Origin of the sequence: Microbacterium sp. NPDC058021, from assembly GCF_042885955.1 — a bacterium.
Classification (GTDB): Bacteria; Actinomycetota; Actinomycetes; order Actinomycetales; family Microbacteriaceae; genus Microbacterium.
The window spans coordinates 116,539-134,435 of record NZ_JBHVRF010000003.1 but is presented as its reverse complement, the minus strand read 5'-3'; the positions used below and the strand labels follow the sequence as shown (position 1 = coordinate 134,435).

Sequence of the window (17,897 nt, the reverse complement as noted above, 5' to 3'; positions counted from 1 at the left end):
AGGTCAGCGGCCGGTGGGCGGCAGCTTGTCGACGCCGTGCCGGTCGGGCTTGCCCGGCTCGGCGGCCGTCGCCGGCGATGCCTGGGTGTGCTCGGTGCCGCCGCCGGTGTCGGGGTAGTGCGGCTCGTCGACCTCGATCGCTTTGTCGCGCTCTTCCGTCGGCGGCAGATGGTCGAGGGGCTGCTTGATGTCGTCTCGATCGCTCATGCCTCCCATGGTGGATGCCGCGCAGAGCACGCGGAACCGGGTTGACACCCGAGAGGGGCGCAGCATTCGGGTGGTGCGCGGGCTCTTGCTGCTTCCACGTCGGCGCGGACGCGGGTCGCTGGCCGCCTTGCCGTTCGGGGCACGGTGTCCGCGGGGTGGCATCCCTAGGATCAGGACATGCGATCACGTCCCGGGCGCGGTGCGGCCGCACTCGTTGCGGGGCTGGCGTTGTGTGGGTTGATCGTCGTCGGGTGCGCGGCGCAACCGTATGACAGCGCGCTCTGGCGACAGATCCGGGCGCAGCAAGCGGTGGTGAGCGACGAGTTGCTTCGATCCCCGCAGCCGTTCCCGCGGGATGCTCTGGTGGACAGGCTGCGCACGGTCAGCATCGTCTGGGAATCGCGGGAGACACCTCCACTGTTTCCCGGCACCGAGCCGGCATCCGTGATCCACAGCATTCGCGAGGCCGGGGTCGACAGCTTCGGTGACCCCCTTGTGCGGTTCACCGAGTTCGTCTCCTCAGGCGTTCGGCAGGACGTGCCCAGAGGCGACGAGAGGAGGCGCGAAGGACCCTCCACGATGTACACGTGTTACACGTGGGAGGTTGTCTTCGTCGCTGACCGGGTCTGGGACGCTCGGAGGCCTGGTTACGCGGAAGGCGTCGATGTCGAGTGCGACGAGCGCCTGATCGCTCTCTTGCCCGAGGACGCGACCCACATCGCTACTGCCGATCTCGTCGAGTGAAGGCGGGCGGCTGCGGTCAGGAGCCGGTGCCCGCCTGGCGCGCGGCCTCATCCGTGTGCGTTGCCGACGAGTCGCTCTCATCGGCAGCCGCGTAGGGCGACCAGGCCGGTTCCCGCAGGGCGGGGCAGTGCTCCGGGGTGGGGCACGCTCGACGTCATCCGCGCGTTCCGCCCGGCGCTCGCAGCGATGATCCACCCCCGCGAGGTGCCGCGCGCCGCGTTCGACGGCCTGGCCCGAGGCGACATCGAGGTGATCGTCGACGACTGGACCGCGATGGTGAAGGCGTCGGTATCGGGCGACCCCGCGCCGTTCTACGCGAAGATCACTGCGCTGCTCGGCTGAGAGGGCTGCTGCTGCGGGCGGGACCGGTGGCTACGCGGGGCGGGATCCTCCGGCCCCGGTCGCCGCCCGCCCGCATTCCGACTGCGGGAGGTTATCGCGCACTCGCTCGTCGTGTGGCGATGGCGGCGACGTGCTGCAGTGCCGCTAGGACCCTTCGGACGGGCGCGTGCGCGAGGGCGTCGGGACGAGCGAGCACGTCGACGTGGCGGACGAGTGAGACACCGGTGACCGGACGCAGCACCATTCCGTCGACCGCCAGTGGGGCGGCAGTCGTCCGTGGCATCACGGCGATCGCCGCGCCCGTGCGGACGACTTCGGCGGCGACGGAGAATTCGTTGATGCGGTGATCGACCTGGGGCGCTTGACCGATCACGGCTCCGAGGTGGGCGAGCACACCGGTGAGGGGGAACCCCTCGTGGGTGGAGATCCAACGCTCATCCCGCAACTGCTCAGGCCTGATGTCGGGATACGCCGCCAGGGGGTGCTCGGCGTGCAGGGCTATCTCGAGTGGTTCGACCAGAAGCGGTGTCACGACGAGGCGCCCGGTCGGCCAGGCGGGGTCATGTGCGAGACGGTGCGCGATGACGAGGTCGTAGTCCGCGGCAAGGCCGGCGAACTTGTCTTGCGCGACGTCGGCGTCGGCGAGGGAGACGCGCGAACCAGCGCCCAGCTCGGTGAGGAGCGGACCGAACAGGGCGAGACCGGCACTGTGGAATGCCGAGACCGTAACGGGTCGCTCGTCGTGTTCGAGGAATGACCCGATGGTCTCTCGGGCTTGGGCGAGGGCCTCGTCGACGCGTGCCGAGGCGACCGCCAACGCTTCACCCGCTTCCGTGAGCACGAGTCGGCGCCCCTGCTTGATCGTCAACGGGACCGGGATGCCGGCCTGCAACGCCGCGAGCTGCTGTGAGACGGCGGACGCGCTGACGTGCAACGCCGTCGCCACGGCAGCGACGCTGCCCCGGTCGCCCAGCTCGCGGAGAAGACGAAGGCGAGCAGGATCCATAAGCGTTCCCTAAATCGTCGATCAAGACATTGCCCGTAGCTCTTCGGCATCGGGTCTCTAGAGAGTAGTGGCATGGCAATTCGTTTGCGCTCCGAACTCGTCGTCGACCTGCTGCTGCTCGGCGTCGCCGCAGCCTGGGGCGCGAGCTTTCTCGCGGCGAAGGATCTCGCCGCTGAGACGGGCGTACCCGCGGCTGTCGCCCTCCGCTTTCTCGTCGCTGCAGCCGCGACGTGGCTCGTGTGTCTCCTGCGACGCGAGCGACTCCCCCGGGGACGGGGCCTCGTGATCGCGGTCTGCCTGGGCTGCTCGCAAGCGGCCGTCATCGGGCTCGAGACCTGGGGTGTGAACCTGACCTCCGCGACCAATGCGGGGCTGCTGATCAGTCTGGCGCTGGTGATGACGCCCGTCCTCGACGGCATCGCGTCCCGATCGTGGCTACCCCGGTCTTACTTCATCGCCGCCGTAGCTGCCTTCGTCGGCGTCGCGCTCCTCGTCTCCGAGGGCGGCCTTCGCACACCGACAGTCGGTGACGGCCTCGTGATCGCCGCCGCGATCGTGCGGGCCTGCCACGTGACGGCAAGCGCGCACCTGACACGCGGGCGCGCAGAGGGCACCTGGGGTGTGGTGCTTGTGCAGATGGCGGTGTGCGCGGCCACATTCACCGCCATGGCCGGGCCCGACCTTCCCGCCGCCGCCGCGCGCCTCGATGCACACCAGTGGGCGAACGTGCTCTTCCTCGGTCTGGTCTGTTCAGTATTCGCGTTCATCGTGCAGCTCTGGGCGGTGAGGCGAACCTCGGCCTCCCGCGCGAGCATTCTGATGGGAACCGAACCGGTGTGGGCCCTGCTCGTCGGAGTGCTCATCGCCGGCGAAGCGATCGGACCGCTCGGAATAGGCGGCGCTGTCTTGATCGTCAGCGCGAGCTATGCCGGGCAAACCATCGAGCGCCGGCATCGACAACAGATCGCCCACGCGGCCGCCGGCCGAATTCAAAGAGAGCCCGAGGCTGATCGCCCGCGTTTACCTCAGGAGACGTCAACCACTCGAGGAGAACCGTCTCGATAGACGATCCCTCAGCTGGCAGTGCGCAACGGTGGGGCGTCGCCGTGCGGAAATAGTCAGGCGCCGGTCCACTTGATCGCAAGCGGCCTTCTCGCCGAGTCCAGCACCGGTGGTTGGATCAGACTGTGCCCCAGGACTTGATCTTCACCCCTGACCTATCTGCCATGGACGTTGATCGTATACATCGCTGGTTGGCGGAGGAGTCGTACTGGGCGCGGGGCCGGAGCCGTGAGGCGCACGAGGTGGCCATGTCCGGCTCCCGCAACTACGGCGTGTTCGACGCAGGGAGTGGTCGACAACTCGGCTACGCGCGAGCGATCACCGACGGCGCTACGTTCGCCTGGATCGCGGATGTCTTCGTTGACCCCGCCGCGCGTGGCCGAGGCGTCGGGAAACGAATCATGGCCGGCATCATCGATGACCTCAAGCCTCTCGGACTTAAGCGCACCGCGCTCTTCACCGAAGACGCCCAGGGCCTGTACGAACAGTTCGGGTTCGAGCAGCTTAAGGACGCGCAATCCTGGATGCTGCGCTGGGGTGAGGGATACGCGCCAATCGAATAGCAGGCCCGATCCGCCGGCACCGGTCACACAGCGTCTGGATCCCTACGCGGGCACTGTCGCTCGGGGGACGATAAGGCGCGCTGTTGAACACTGCCCCGCATAGCCGAAGCAGGAGCCAGCAGTTCTGCCGACTCCTGCTTCAACTCTCACATGTTGGCGCAGTGACCGCAGAGGGGCCACCCATTCGTGCCCGAACGGCGGTTGTGGGCTGGGATCTGCTGCCCACTCGGACAATCGCTCTGGTTGTGATGCACGCCGGGGTCGGACTGGTTCGTCGAGTGGTAGGTAGAAACTCTCATGCTGGCCTCCATCGGGTAATGCGGCATCGTTGCCGCACGCCCACCGTAGTGAGAGCCTCGGACAGTTGGCGGAAGCGCCTGGTTAGGACCACGAGGCAGCTGATACTGATGGCGGGCTATTCCACGCGGATCCCTATTCGGGCACTGCCCGCAACCGGGTCGTTGCGGGCGAGGCTGAGTGGGTGCGATCGGGTTCGCTTGCGGGTGCCGGCATGTGTGAGCGTCAGCACTTCGTGCAGCAGTCCCGAACGCCCATATTCGACCGGGCGTTCGCATCACTCGACGCGCGCGTACGCGAGTCGAGTGTCCGGCGGCTCGTCGTAGCCTGAGGGGATCTCATCCCTGGCGGAAGGCGGTCCGGTGGCAAGCCCTTCAGAGTTCGCGCTGGCTGATCTAAAGGAGAAGTACGCGAGCCAGGCGGCATCGCCAGCGTTCACTCGGATCTATGATGATCCCGAGTTCGGCCACATGTTCGCGGTGCTCCACCAACGCCTTAACCAGCACTTCAACGAGATCAACGGCCGCGCGACGACCACCAATCACTATTGGGCTGATAACAGCCGCGAGATGCTCGGGCTGATCAAAGAGATCAACCAGGACCTCCACGACCTAGGGCGCGCTGGGGTCCAGGTGCAGCTAATCGACAAGTACCAGGCGTCGATTGAGCGGTGTGAACCGTGGCTTGCGCCGAGCGGCGGAAGCGCGGTGCCGGACGACTTCGAGCTAATCGACGTCATCAAGTACGAGCCGGTGTTCACGCGGCCGGCAGCCTCGGTGAGGCTGAAGAAGCAGCAGACGCGGGTCGAGCTCAAGATGGTCGGTGAAGGCTCTTACGCCACCGTGCACTCCTACGTTGATCCCGACTACGGAATCAAGTTCGCCGTGAAGCGTGCGAAGCGCGGAATCGACGAGCGCGACCTCGTCCGCTTCAAGCAAGAGTTCGAGGTGATGAAAGGGCTGCGTTTTCCGTACGTCGTGCAGGTCTACAAGTACGACGACGACCAGAACGAGTACCGCATGGAGTTCTGCGACGAGACGTTGCGCTCGTTCATCTCGAAGCGCAACGGCAGCCTCCCATTCGCCTCTCGGAAGCGGATCGCACTGCAGTTCCTCTACGGGCTCAACTACCTGCACGCGAAGGGCCTATTGCACCGCGATATCAGCCTGCAGAACGTACTTCTGAAGGTCTTCGACGACGGGGCCGTCCTGGTCAAGCTCAGCGACTTCGGGCTCGTGAAGGACAAGACGTCACAGTTCACCCGCACTCAGACCGAGATGCGAGGAACCATCCGCGACCCGCTCCTCGACAACTTTAAGAGCTACGACGTCGCCAACGAGATGTACTCGATCGGCTGGGTGCTCTCCTACATCTTCACAGGGAAGGAGTCGCTGAGCTCGGTCGGTGACGAGGCGAGCCGGATCGTTCAGAAGTGCGCGGCCCACGATCTGTCGGCACGCTACCCGAACGTCCTGGAGCTGATCGCCGACGTTGAGCGCCTCGAAGCGAAGCCGACAGCGTCGCAGCCGCCTGCCTAGCGGAATCTGGTCTGCGGGGCCAGCGGTCTCTCGCGAATCGTGGCACATGGATCGTCGTGAGCGACCGCCGACGCCCATGCCCTCTCCCCAGGAAGCCCTCCAAACGCCCATTCCTTACGGGCAGGCCCGTTCCATCGCGCAGTTCCTTGTCGTCGCCGACCATCTTTCCGAGCGCGAGCGCGAGCCGGACGCGCCGCTCGTCTTCGAGCAAGCCCCCGACGAGGCGCACGAATAGCTCGGATTCAACAACGTGGCCCATCCCTATCCGTGCGACGAACGCTCGAGGGACCCGTGACCACCGAACCGGGTTCAGCCCCGTCAGACGTGCGCGATACCGTGGGTCTCAGCGACTGGGGGCAGCGATATGGAATCAGGCGAGGTAGGCAAGCGTCGGTTGCGCTTCTACGGAGCCGGGGACTACGCGACCTATTGGCAAGTCGACGAGGCCGTCGAAATCGTGCGCAGATTCGATGACGTGTGGTCAAGTCGAAACGTCGCCGATGTCATCGAACTCCACAACGCGCAACAGTTGGTGCAGGCGGGTTTCGTACCGCAGTCCCTCACTGACATCGAAAAGTTGGGACTGGCGGCGACAAGCTCACGGATCCGAAGCTCAGTTGCACGATTCTTTACGAGTGTCGACAGTTCCAATCTCGACGAACTCATCGATGGTGTCCCCTTCGAATACCACACCGACCTCCTCGTGCTTCTCGGTAACAACCGGGCGTTTGAACGATGTGATGCGGATCAGATGCTCTCAGTACTCACCACGAACGGGATCCACCTGCGAGAGCTACTTGGAAACAAGAAGCTCGTGCGCGCCTACGACCTTCACGTGCGGGAAGTCCTACTGAGGGATCCAAGGAATGCGGAGCTTCTCATCCAGCACCACTTCATGAAGGACCGGCGCGAGGAACTTCACATCCCACCGTCGGTCACACCAGCCGACACGCGAGTCCTCATGAGCCGCTACGTGCAGATCGAGGAGGCAAATCCGAACTACGTGCGTCTCATCGAGACGGCTCCCATCAGTCAACTCACCGGCGTGGATGCTCGTCTGAAGCTCGAAGCCAAACGGCGACATGAACGCCAGACTGAGGCCGTCTTCAAGGACAACCCGGGGGTCAAGTCGGGAGTCGAGCTCAGCATCTCGGACGACCAGGATGAACCAGTGATCACCGCTCTCGATGGCATGGTCGCCACCTACTCGTACAGCCGTAAGTGGCTGGAACACACGATGGACTACGCAAGCGTTCTGAACAACTTCCAGCACCTCTTCGAGTTCGCGGATCGCGATGTCTTACTGACCCTGCCCGCGTATCGCGCAGAGCTCGGCGTTTTCGAGAGATTCTTTACGACGACAGGGCACACCGACTACCAGATTGGTGCTGCCTACCGGATCCGCGACATGAGCTCGACCCTGCAAACGCAGTTAGCGTTCACTTTCCTCGGTGGCAGCGGGATCGAACTCGAATCGGTCGTTTCGTGGTTCTTTCAGGAGTATCTGCCTGCCGAGTTCGATGCACACGGATTCACGTTCTCCCCATCAGCGAAAGACTCCAGCTTTCTTGAAAAGACCAGACATCTTCTCGTAGAGATGGAGAGCGTGGTACGCCAGTTCGGTCTTTACGTGGAGGATGGCGAGATCGACCGAGAACTGCTCGCCATTGTCTCTGACACAGTGCGCTACAAGCAGGTGCCGAGCCTCGTCAAGGGAAAGTACCTCTACTCGACGGACAATCCAGAGATTCGGGGAGTGCTGGACGCCCTGTTTTCTGACCAATCGTCGATGACCTACATCAGCGAGGAGGTGCGCGGCGACGACCTGGCCGAAGTTCTCATCCGAAACCAGGTCACGTACGAGGATTTCGCAGACCATCAGAGACCGATCCTCGACCACCTTGTCGCCCTCGAAGTTCTGAGCAACAACCGCGGACGCATCGAGATTGCGAGCCCTTCGCAGTTCCTGATACTCAGATCCATCTATTCGCAGGAGGCTGCAAGCTACGTCCACCTGTCGGGACCGGCGCGCGCCCTGGCCGACGAGATGGTCGATCGTGGGTGGCTCCGAATGGCTTCGACGTTGTTGACCTCCGCCGAAGCCAGCTACCTCAACTATCAGCTCAACAAGGCCGAATTCAGCAACGGACCGGAATTGCGCAACAAGTATCTGCACGGTTCGCAGGCAGACGCCGAGGGGCGTGACGCTCATTTCGGCGCATACCTCGCAACGCTCAAGCTGACGATCGCTCTGGTCATCAAGATCAACGATGACTTCGCAACCGTCGCCTCGGCGCACGGCGGTGTATCGACTACGCGTTGTGCGGACTGACAGCTTGCTGTCAGCGTTGGATGAAGCGAGCACGGGGGCCTTTGCCGCCCGAGAGCCGGTCGTTCATCGTGCGGCTCACACGATGTGTTCGAGCGTCGCTGGATTCGGATCTCTAGTCCGCTCCGAAGGTCTCGTGTCGCAGGGATCTGATTCAGTAGAAGCGTGACCGATTCCGACGTGCCCGAACTTCATACTGATGGCGATGGCGATGGCGATGGCGATGGTGAGCTGCGGCCCGAGCGCGAAGCCATGCTGGGCGGGATCGACACCTCGTGGATGAAGGGCCTCGACGCTGGCGCGTTTCTGGGCGGGATCGACACCTCGTGGATGAAGGGCCTCGACGCTGGCGCGTTTCTGGGCGGGATCGACACCTCGTGGATGAAGGGCCTCGACGCTGGCGCGTTTCTGGGCGGGATCGACACCTCGTGGATGAAGGGCGTTGCGGACTTCGTCGGCGGGCGGTTTCCTGGCCTCCCTCCGAACTGGTCGGGCGTCTCCGCGACAGTCCATTTCGACGAGGACGAGTTGCGGTCGATCATCCTTGTGGAAGGTATCCCTTTGGCATGGGTGCCCAGCGCGGCGCTCATCGACCGACTGCTCACGGCCGAGCACGCGAAGGCTCGGCGCGAGCAGATTCGGAATGGGTGGCGTGGGATTCTGCGCGATTGCGAGCGCGCCGTGGGTGAGCTGCCTAGCCGACAGGCTAGATCTCACGCGCGGTTCGTCAGCATGTCGGCGTCCGCGATTCGGGATGGCCACTACGAAGCGGCGCAGGCTCTTGCCGCCAACCTCGTGGATACGCTCGGTCGATCGTTCATTAAGGCTCAAACGGTGGGGTACAACTGGTCGCTCGTCACATCCAAGAATCAACGCCCGAAGCTGTCCAAGCTCGCTCTGCGCGCTGTGATGGTTCTTGGGCCGCTGGCTGCTGGACATGCCGACTACCACCCAGGCGATGCGATCCCGAGGGCCTTCTCTCGGCACGCCACCGCTCACGGCGTTTCGCCGCGACAGTACACGAGAGTCAATAGCCTGTTCGCGTTGATGAACGCCACAGCGTTGCTGTGTTGGCTTGAACGGGACTCTGACGTTTTCAGCGCGAAGTAGGTTTGCCATCATTGGCCGCGCGGGCGCCCGGAGCAGGCGGCGTTCGCGCACGCGGCGCGGACACCAAGTCGTGCTCGGCCGGATGCGGATCCTCAAACGCGCACCGCCCGCTGGGCGGGCGTCGGCGTGCGGAATCGATCCCTGATCGCGCGATGCACGACAGGGGCCGGTTCACGGGCATTGCGGGCAGACGATCGTCATTACCACGCCGGAGCCTGGGCATACGACCGATGCGAGGCGTGCGTGCGCACACGGTGATGGCACCTCACCACGCAAGAGGCATCTTTCGAGTCGATTCCGCTTGTCGCTGACTTTAGATTGTCGGACGTGGCCTGCGGGACAGAGATGCAGTCGAGGCCACCCGTCCTTGAGGCGGCTTAGCGGGCCGCCTCAACCGTTGGTGCCTCTCCGAAGTGCTCTCTCGCGAGCTCACATGTCCAACGAAGGTCGCGGTTCTCATGCAGGGCTCGATTCATCCGCTCCGGAGAGACCCCAAGCTTGCCGAGGAGATTCATGGTCACGACCGCGGCCGTAACGACGACGATCGCATGGAGCTCGTCGTAGCGGGAATGACCGGTCGTGCCGAAATGCGCGACGCCATCGCGAGACTGTGCGGCCGCCTTGGCCCACGCGTCGGGATTCGGCACGAGATCCTTCATGAACGGACCGGGCCGGCGAGCGAGGTCGACAAGGCGCTCCCTGAGAGTGGGTTGGTTGTACCGCGTCCGATCGTGCAGCCACTGCCGGTGCTGGTCGGGCACAGCCGCGAACAGTACGTCTCGCAGGCTCGAGTGCTGAGCATCAGTTAAAGGCGGGGGCGCGTCAAGGGCGCGATGGAAGGCTTCAGCCGCCGAGACCGCACTCACCACTCGGCTTTGCAGGTACCCGCCCGTCACGTACCTGAGTCCAAGCAACGTGTCGAGGGCGGCCCTGAACGTCTGACGGAGTTCGAACCACCGTGGGATCAACACCTCGAACGGTTGATCCTCGCGACTCATTATGAAGTCGGTCCAGACAGTGGCACCAGCTTCGGGCTCCGGCGTCCGCGTCCGGTACTGGTAGACGTCAACCCTGTGTGGAGCAGTCGCGTAGACATGTCCCTCGGGATATCGGTTGGGAATCGGGGGAGTGTAGAGACGCACGGTGATGTCGGCGCACGGCGCGAGCGTCGACAGGGTCATAAGGTCGCTTACACTTCCCATCATCTCGAAGAAGTCGTCCATCGGACGAGGTGTCTCCGATACGAACTCCATCGCCGCCTGCTCCCAATGCTGGGTGTGGTAGCCATCGCGCTTCCGACTCCACGATCGGTAGGAAGACAACGTGTGGAGGCGGACTGTGAACTCGTCTTCTGTCGCTTCCAGAGGTTCGAGGCTCTCAGCTACAACCCCGGTTCCTCGCTCATCGCGGAGACCCGTTCGTCGCGTCCACTCGTTGAGGTTCTCGGTCGTCACCCAGCCAGAGATAAACGCAGGGTCGTCCTCCGCATCGAGGTGGAAATCAACGAGGAGCGTCATCGCGCCGATGCTGAGCCCGTCCGGGCGATCGTCGTCGGTGCCCCGCGCTTCACTCACCCAGGTGTCGACCAGGGTTAGCGGGGTTTCGCCCGTTCGACCGTGAATGATCGGCCAGCGTAGGAGATCGCCGCGGCCGACACGCAATCCCGGGAACGGTTCGACCGGTTCGGCGTACCTCCATCCGCCGATCAGACGGAGGCTCAGTTCTTTGCCGGGCTCATATGCGAGCACTCCGCCAAAGGTCTGCTCGGGTGCACTTGGGAGCCACCACTCGCCGCTCCATTCGCGGCGCTGATCAAGCCGAGGATCATCCATAGAGCCATCATCTAGGAGCTAGCCGACGTATTGAGGGATCGCGGCGCGCCACGTCGCCCACCTGGGGGAGGTCGCGCGCCGAATCAGCGCGATCCCCATGCGGGCGATGCCCGGTGACCGGGCGTCGGGGTGCGGTAACGAAACCGAGGGAGATCGCGACAGGGCTCCGGCGCAACCCCGACGGCACACCGATCGTTGGATGCGCGATCGAATCCTCGCTCGATCGGGTGCCCCCCCCGGGGGGAGGAGCCCATCCCGTTCGCTCGTCGCCCGTGGCTCCTATGCGTGGAAGGGGAGGAGCACGCGGATGGGGCTATTGCCGTGCATTCTGGCAGGATGGCGCCGTGCCGAACACGCAACAGCCCTGCAGCGCCGCGGGTTGTGTGGCGCCCGCTGTCTACCGGACCCGGACGAAGCCGGCATACTGCCTGCACCACGTCGACGACATCTTCCGCAGAGGTGGCCTCGAGCCGATCGGCACCTTCGGTAAGCCGGACAAGATGCGGCGTTGCCGCTGCCTCACGTGTGACGTCGAGGCCGACTACCGCATGGTGACGGTCGAGGAACGCACGCACCTCAGGGCCACCACGTGCGACGCCTGCAGGTGGCGAGCGTGGGCGGAGATGGCGAGGGCCACGGCGGGTGCCTACGCGAACACCACTCCGAACGATCTCGACGCTGTCGCGAAGTTCGCCAGCGATCATTCATTCATCTATCTCGGCCCACTCACCGACCCGTCACTGCCAGACGACCCGCACCTCACCGAGTGCGAGCAGTGCGGCGTGCGCAGCGTGCAACGCGTCGGAGACATGGGCTTCTTCTGCGGATGCACGAAGAGCCGCACACGCACGGCGCCGCCGGGGAAGAAGCTGTTCAAGGACTCAGGCTCAACGGCACTTGACTGGTGGGCCGAGGACAACGACCCAGTCCTGCTCGCGACAGCGACCATGAAGGCCAACCGCGAAGCGGGTTGGGTCTGTCCCGAAGGACACCGCTTCACCGCCCCGATACGGACCATGAGCGAGACTCCGGGATGCGGCGAGTGTGCCGACGAGCGCCGACTTGTTGACATGGTGCGCATCCAGGCCATTGCGCACTTGACCATCTCGCAGGTGCCGGAACTTGCGGAGTCCTGGGATGATCCGGGGCACGACCCGGCCGAGGTGATGGTCCTGGAGGATCGCCCGCTCGTCGGGAACGGGTTCCGCTGGAAGTGCCCAGCCGGACATCACCCGCGCCTGTCGATCTCTCGCTGGTACCTCTCGGGATGCGACCACTGTGCCGCCGCCAAAACGCGAAGTTCGAAGGCCGGCGTCGTGCAACTCGAACCGGAGATCGCGAACCAGTACGCCGAGAACAACTCGACGCCGCTCGAAAAGGTCACACCGGGATCAGCCAGGCCACGATGGTGGAAGGACCCCGTTTGCGGACACGAGGGGGAAGCCTCTCCGCGGGAGCGGATGCAGCAGCCCGTCTGGCGCTGTCCGATCTGCCGTACGCGAACGAACTCGTTCGCATGGAACTATCCGGCGCTAGCTGAAGAGTGGGCGGACACCAACCCGGCGACGCCATTCCATGTTCTACCGACAGGGCGGATGTCATTCACACCGGAATGGGTGTGCGCAGAGAACCCGGCACATCGCTGGTCCGCACCGCTCGCCTCGCGAGTCGCCGGTGCGGGCTGCCCGGAGTGTCGATTGTCCGGGAAATCGAAGATGGAGGCACTCTATCTGGATGCTGCCGCGGCCATCTTCGGCGAGGCGCTCTCCGGACGCGCAGTCCGTCACGCGGCGTTCAAGCGTCGAGGGAGCTGGACAGTGGACATTCTGGTCGGTGACGTCGCAATCGAGTACGACGGGTCATATTGGCACGCCGGCAAAGTGACCCTCGACACGGACAAGTCCCTCGATCTGCTCGCAGCTGGACTCAGAGTCATACGTTTGCGCGAGCATCCGCTGCCTCCGCTGCAGATCAGTGATCCGTCGTACGCCGAGTTCACGGTCTACGCCTCGGCGCCGGATCCGTCGGGGGTGATGCAGCAGGTCGCCGCTTGTATTGATGCGTCGAAGGTCAGCCGACAGTAGTTCGGGACGGCGGGGCTGCGGTGACCCGATACGGACAGATGGCAACACCTTCCCCTACAGCAGAGGAATCGCACCCCAAAGCGGATCGCTCTGCGGGCGGTGCCCGCTGGGGTATCCGCTCCGGGCAAGCCGGGTCGGATGTCACCTACTCGCACAGCAGTCCCTCCAGACAAGGTAGCCGCAGCCTGCTGGCTCGTGAGCGACGTTGATATTTGGCAGATGATAGCCACGGCCTTGGGGACGAGGAAGCAAGGCAAGCTATCACCGAGTCAGGTGGTCAAGAAGGACTGGGGACTGATAGTCGATCGCCGGAATCTGATCGTCCATGAGGCCGACCTAGACCCGTCGCCGCCCCGCAACCGCCGCTATTCAATTAACCAAGTCATGACGGACGAGGCACTCGAGAAGGTCGGCCAGGTTGCACGACTAATCGAGGCTTTGCTATAGCCGTCCTCCTGGCGTCCGGCTGAATGGAGCACCCAGACCCAGCCAGCCGACGCCGAGCCGTCTCCCGGGTGTGCGCGTTATCCCGACCGGGATAGGCGAACTCCTCATTCGTCTCGCCCCGGCTGTGTGGTAACAGTCGGGGCTATTCTGTGTGTCGGCGACGGTTCAATCTGACGCATAAGCGACGGGCGAAAACGAGGCCACCCAGAGCAGATTGGGTGGGTGATCTCAGTGGAAGATTGGGCGTTGATTCGGCGGCTGGTCGCGGACGGGGTTCCGCAGCGGCAGGTCGCGAGGCAGCTGGGTATTGGGCGGTCGACGGTCGATAGAGCGTTGGCGTCTGACCGGCCGCCGAAGTATGAGCGGTCGGTGCAGCCGACATCGTTCTCACCGTTCGAAGCGCGAGTCCGAGCAGTGTTGGCTGAGCATCCGTCGATGCCGGCGACGGTGATCGCGGAGCGGGTGGAGTGGTCGGGGTCGATTACCTGGTTCCGAGAGAACGTCAGGCGGCTGCGGCCGGAGCATCGTCCGGTCGATCCCGCGGACCGGTTGACGTGGGCGGCGGGTGATGCGGCGCAGTGTGATCTGTGGTTCCGCCGCGGAAGATCCCGCTCGAGGATGGCACGACGGTGTTGTTGCCGGTGCTGGTGATCGTCGCGGCGCATTCGAGGTTCCTCACGGCGAGGATGATCCCGACCCGCAAGACCGAGGACCTGCTGCTGGGGTCTTGGGAACTGATCCAGCATCTTCGCGCGGTGCCGCGGCGGCTGATCTGGGACAACGAGCCAGGGATCGGGCAGAAGGGCCGGCTGGCGCAGGGCGTCGCATCGTTCGCCGGGACGCTCGCCACGAAGGTCGTGCAGTTGCGGCCCTACGACCCGGAATCGAAGGGGATCGTCGAGCGCCGCAACGGCTGGATGGAGACTTCGTTCATGCCCGGCCGGACGTTCACGTCTCCCGCGGATTTCAATGCCCAGCTCGCCGATTGGGTGGAGAGGGCGAACAGCCGGGTGGTGCGGACCATTAAGGCGCGGCCCATCGATCTGATCGAGCATGACCGGTCGCGGATGCTGCCGTTGCCGCCGATCCCGTTGCAGCTGGGGTGGCGGGAGCGGATCCGTCTGGCTCGGGATTACTACGTCCGCCTCGACGCATCCGACTACTCCGTCGACCCGCACGCAATCGGCCGGATCGTCGACGTCACCGCCGACCTCGAACGGGTTCGTATCCGGCTCGATGGGCGGGTCGTTGCCGACCATGCCCGGGTCTGGGCACGCGGCAGCACCATCACCGATCCCGGTCACGTCGAGACTGCGAAGCGCTTGCGGCAGCAGTTCCAGCAGCCGCGGCCGGCCGCGGCCGGGGAAGAGTTGATGCGCGATCTCGCCGACTATGACCGGGCGTTCGGGATCGAAGGGGTTGCGTGATGGCCGGCAAGACAACGGACACGATCAAGCAGATCACCTATCTCGCCGGCGCCCTGAAAGCACCCCGGATCACCGAAGCCGCCGCGCGGATGGCCGATCAGGCGCGGGACGCGGGCTGGTCATTTGAGGACTACCTCGCCGCCGTGCTGGAACGGGAAGTGAGCGCCCGCAACGCCTCCGGCGCGGAGCTGCGGATCAAAGCGGCCGGATTCCCCGCACGCAAGACGCTGGAGGACTTCGACTGGGACGCCCAGCCCGCCGCACGGCAGCAGATCGCGGGCCTGGCCTCCGGAGGGTTCCTGCTCGAAGCGCAGAACGTCGTGCTGCTCGGACCCCCGGAACAGGGAAGACCCACCTCGCCACCGCACTCGGGATCGTCGCCGCCCGCCACGGGCACCGGGTGCTCTTCGCGACCGCCACGGATTGGGTCACCCGACTCACCGACGCGCACCGGCAAGGGAACCTGCCCCGAGAACTGGCCCGGCTGCGCCGTTACGGGCTGATCATCGTCGACGAAGTCGGCTACCTGCCGTTCGAGCAAGACGCCGCGAACCTGTTCTTCCAGCTCGTCTCATCCCGATACGAGCACGCCTCCCTCATCCTCACCAGCAACCTGCCGTTCTCCGGCTGGGGCGGCGTCTTCGGCGACCAAGCCGTCGCCGCCGCGATGATCGACCGCATCGTTCACCACGCCGACGTCCTCACCCTCAAGGGCGCCAGCTACCGGCTCCGAGGACGCGGGATCGACAGCCTCCCCAGCATCAGAACGCAAGATCCGGCAGACTAACGACACGACAAGGTGGCCTCATTTTCGAACGTCGCAATGGCCTCATTTTCGAGCGTCGTCGACACTGTGTGGGGTGATCTGCGTCGGCGCGCCGCGCGAGGCAGATATTCACCGCCGGACGTGGGCCCTGATTCGGCCCGCAAGCCGGTCCGTGATCGCACGCCCTCGTGCCGGCGGTCGTCGGCCATGGCCGTCGCGGCCGCCTGGTCGCAGAAGACCCGCGCGCATGCATTCTCAACGAGCGGACCCTTTGCGATGTGCCGTGCACGCCGCACGGGACCTGAGCCGCCAGGCGCTCAACATCTCTCGCTGAGGAGTGGGTCGCTATGGGCAGCACCCATCCGGACGCGCCGGCACCCGGCCGACGCTATCGGGTCAGCTTTCTCCAGCCGACGGCTGGCACGCGACCCAGCGCGGAATCACCATCAAAGGCGAAAGCGCTGGCGAGGCGAAGATTGAAGTGGGCCCCGTGGGGCTCGAACCCACGACCCGCGGATTAAAAGTCCGATGCTCTACCGACTGAGCTAGAGGCCCTCGACATCCAGCCTAGTAGGCGCTCAGGGCTTCCCGTTCCCGTTGCCGCTGTTGTTGCCCGGTCCGCGGTTGGTGTTCGCGTTGCCGTTGTTGTGGCCCGGGCCCTTGTTCGGGTTCGCCTCGGCGGGGCCACCGCCGTTGCCGGGCTTCTCTGCCGGCGCGTCCACGGGCGTCACGACGATCGGCTCCGGCGCAGGGGCCTCGGGCTCCACCGCCACGACGGCAGGGGCCTCTTCTTCGGGCACCACCGTCGGCTCCTGGTCGACGGGGGCCGGCTCCTGCTGCACGACCGGAGCGGGGTCCTGGGCGACGCTCGCGCCGATCACGGCCGAGATCGCCGACACCGACAGCACGGCCAGCACCGCGACGGCCGCAGCCGCGGCGTACACGCGGCGGGGGTATCGGGCGGCGGGCCGTGCGACCGGCATCAGCCCGGGGTCCTCCGTCGCCGTCGTGTCGCTACGGCGCACCGACACGGCCGACGACGCCGCCAGCGGTGCCGCGACGGTCGGCAGTTGCAGGGGAGCGGTCGGGGCCGTCGCTGCGGCAGCGCGCGAGCGCCGCGTCATGGGCACGGGGAGGGGCGCCGTCACGGGCGCCGTCGTGTCGTAGGCGATGGCATCCGGAACCGTCAATCGCGCCGCCGCACAGGCGACTTCGAGCGCGCTCGGGCGGTCTTCGGGCCGCATCGCGGTCATCGCCTGCAGCAACTCGCGCCACGGCGCAGGCAGCGACGCAGGGATGGCGGGCGGGTCGATGAGGCGTGCGGTGATCGCGCCGATTCCCGAGGCGTCGCCGAACGGACGCTGGCCGGTGAGGGCCTCGATGAGCAGGATGCCGAGCGCGTAGATATCGGCGGCGGGGGTCGCCGCCGCGCCGCGCGCCTGCTCCGGCGCGAGGTAGGCGGCGGTGCCGATGACGAGCCCCGGCGCGGTGGCCCGGGTCGTGTTCGCGAGGTAGGCGATGCCGAAGTCGGCGACCTTCGCGCGCCAGCGCCCGTTGGCGAGTGGGGAGCGCCACAGCAGCACGTTCGACGGCTTGATGTCGCGGTGGACGACACCCGAGGTGTGGGCGACGTGCAGCCCCTCGGCGATGTCGAGCGCGATGCCGGCGAGCTCCCTGGCATCCATGTCGCCCTGCTTCAGGCGGGCGCTCAGCGTGAGCCCGGGCACGTACTCCATGACCAGGTAGGTGATGTCGTCGTCGGCGCGCCCGATGCGGGCGTCGAAGAGCGTGACGAGGCACGGGTGGTTGAGCGAGGCCAGCAGCAGCATCTCGGCACGCGCGCGATCCACCGAGCCCAGTCCGTCGGTGTGACGGTGCATGACCTTGACGGCGATCGGCCGTTGCAGATGCAGGTCGTCCGCGAGGAAGACCCTGCCCGCGCCGCCCGACCCGATCAGCTCGCGCAACCGGTACCGGCGCTCCAGCACCGAGCCCTCGGCCATCTCGCTCACACCCGCGTGCAACATGGCCCTCCCAGCCCATCGTCGGCGGCCCAGCCCTCGACCCGATCATTTACGACGCTAACGAATTCGCCATTCGGGTGACGCCGCTTGACGCGGCCACCCAAACATGACAGTGCGGC

General features: G+C 65.4%; 14 protein-coding genes, 1 tRNA gene and 2 pseudogenes. 12 read left to right on the top strand and 5 right to left on the bottom strand.

Annotation, left to right across the window (positions count from 1 at the left end; translation table 11 throughout):
- Window positions 1-3: 3 nt before the first annotated feature.
- Window positions 4-207, bottom strand: coding sequence for a hypothetical protein (locus ACFVR6_RS07445; RefSeq protein ID WP_386960659.1), 204 nt, complete (start codon window positions 205-207; stop codon window positions 4-6).
- 177 nt (window positions 208-384) lie between these two features.
- On the opposite strand from ACFVR6_RS07445, the gene ACFVR6_RS07440 reads away from it, so the two are divergent.
- Window positions 385-951 (top strand): hypothetical protein, encoded by a 567-nt coding sequence (locus ACFVR6_RS07440; RefSeq protein WP_386960656.1) that lies wholly within the window; start codon window positions 385-387, stop codon window positions 949-951.
- Between the two features lie 186 nt (window positions 952-1,137).
- The gene (locus tag ACFVR6_RS07435) at window positions 1,138-1,293 is read left to right on the top strand and encodes a hypothetical protein (protein WP_386960653.1); all 156 of its coding nucleotides are present in this window, start codon (window positions 1,138-1,140) and stop codon (window positions 1,291-1,293) included.
- Between the two features lie 91 nt (window positions 1,294-1,384).
- Here the strand turns inward: ACFVR6_RS07435 and ACFVR6_RS07430 are convergent, their stop codons facing one another.
- On the bottom strand, window positions 1,385-2,299 hold the full coding sequence (locus ACFVR6_RS07430; RefSeq protein WP_386960651.1) for a LysR family transcriptional regulator: 915 nt from the start codon (window positions 2,297-2,299) through the stop codon (window positions 1,385-1,387).
- Window positions 2,300-2,371: 72 nt separating this feature from the next.
- On the opposite strand from ACFVR6_RS07430, the gene ACFVR6_RS07425 reads away from it, so the two are divergent.
- From ACFVR6_RS07425 to ACFVR6_RS07400, 6 genes are all read left to right on the top strand, one after another.
- Window positions 2,372-3,364 (top strand): DMT family transporter, encoded by a 993-nt coding sequence (locus ACFVR6_RS07425; RefSeq protein ID WP_386960648.1) that lies wholly within the window; start codon window positions 2,372-2,374, stop codon window positions 3,362-3,364.
- Window positions 3,365-3,525: 161 nt separating this feature from the next.
- Entirely contained in the window at window positions 3,526-3,924 is a 399-nt protein-coding gene (locus tag ACFVR6_RS07420; RefSeq protein ID WP_386961675.1) for a GNAT family N-acetyltransferase, read from the top strand.
- A gap of 659 nt (window positions 3,925-4,583) precedes the next feature.
- Window positions 4,584-5,759, top strand: a complete 1,176-nt coding sequence (locus ACFVR6_RS07415) for a protein kinase family protein (RefSeq protein WP_386960645.1) — start codon at window positions 4,584-4,586, stop codon at window positions 5,757-5,759.
- 76 nt (window positions 5,760-5,835) lie between these two features.
- A complete protein-coding gene (locus ACFVR6_RS07410; protein ID WP_386960642.1) occupies window positions 5,836-5,994 on the top strand; it encodes a hypothetical protein in 159 nt (52 codons plus the stop codon).
- 129 nt (window positions 5,995-6,123) lie between these two features.
- Window positions 6,124-8,091: a hypothetical protein gene (locus tag ACFVR6_RS07405; protein ID WP_386960639.1), complete on the top strand. Its 1,968-nt coding sequence runs from the start codon at window positions 6,124-6,126 to the stop codon at window positions 8,089-8,091.
- A 162-nt stretch (window positions 8,092-8,253) separates the two neighbouring features.
- The gene (locus ACFVR6_RS07400) at window positions 8,254-9,198 is read left to right on the top strand and encodes a hypothetical protein (RefSeq protein ID WP_386960636.1); all 945 of its coding nucleotides are present in this window, start codon (window positions 8,254-8,256) and stop codon (window positions 9,196-9,198) included.
- Between the two features lie 377 nt (window positions 9,199-9,575).
- Here ACFVR6_RS07400 and ACFVR6_RS07395 read toward each other — a convergent pair whose 3' ends face one another.
- A complete protein-coding gene (locus ACFVR6_RS07395; RefSeq protein WP_386960634.1) occupies window positions 9,576-11,030 on the bottom strand; it encodes an ApeA N-terminal domain 1-containing protein in 1,455 nt (484 codons plus the stop codon).
- Between the two features lie 344 nt (window positions 11,031-11,374).
- On the opposite strand from ACFVR6_RS07395, the gene ACFVR6_RS07390 reads away from it, so the two are divergent.
- The 4 genes and pseudogenes from ACFVR6_RS07390 (at window position 11,375) to istB (ending at window position 15,775) form a co-directional block, all read left to right on the top strand.
- Window positions 11,375-13,114, top strand: coding sequence for a zinc-ribbon domain-containing protein (locus tag ACFVR6_RS07390; RefSeq protein WP_386960631.1), 1,740 nt, complete (start codon window positions 11,375-11,377; stop codon window positions 13,112-13,114).
- A 195-nt stretch (window positions 13,115-13,309) separates the two neighbouring features.
- A complete protein-coding gene (locus tag ACFVR6_RS07385; RefSeq protein ID WP_386960628.1) occupies window positions 13,310-13,561 on the top strand; it encodes a hypothetical protein in 252 nt (83 codons plus the stop codon).
- A gap of 222 nt (window positions 13,562-13,783) precedes the next feature.
- Window positions 13,784-14,988, top strand: a pseudogene (gene istA, locus ACFVR6_RS07380) (IS21 family transposase).
- Window positions 14,988-15,775 (top strand): annotated as a pseudogene (gene istB / locus ACFVR6_RS07375) (IS21-like element helper ATPase IstB). Before istA ends, istB begins: the two co-directional pseudogenes overlap by 1 nt.
- Before the next feature lie 461 nt (window positions 15,776-16,236).
- On the opposite strand, the gene ACFVR6_RS07370 reads toward istB, so the two are convergent.
- Together ACFVR6_RS07370 and ACFVR6_RS07365 are read right to left on the bottom strand one after the other, a co-directional pair.
- Window positions 16,237-16,309, bottom strand: a tRNA-Lys gene (locus ACFVR6_RS07370).
- A 23-nt stretch (window positions 16,310-16,332) separates the two neighbouring features.
- Window positions 16,333-17,781, bottom strand: a complete 1,449-nt coding sequence (locus ACFVR6_RS07365) for a serine/threonine-protein kinase (protein WP_386960625.1) — start codon at window positions 17,779-17,781, stop codon at window positions 16,333-16,335.
- Window positions 17,782-17,897 lie beyond the last annotated feature (116 nt).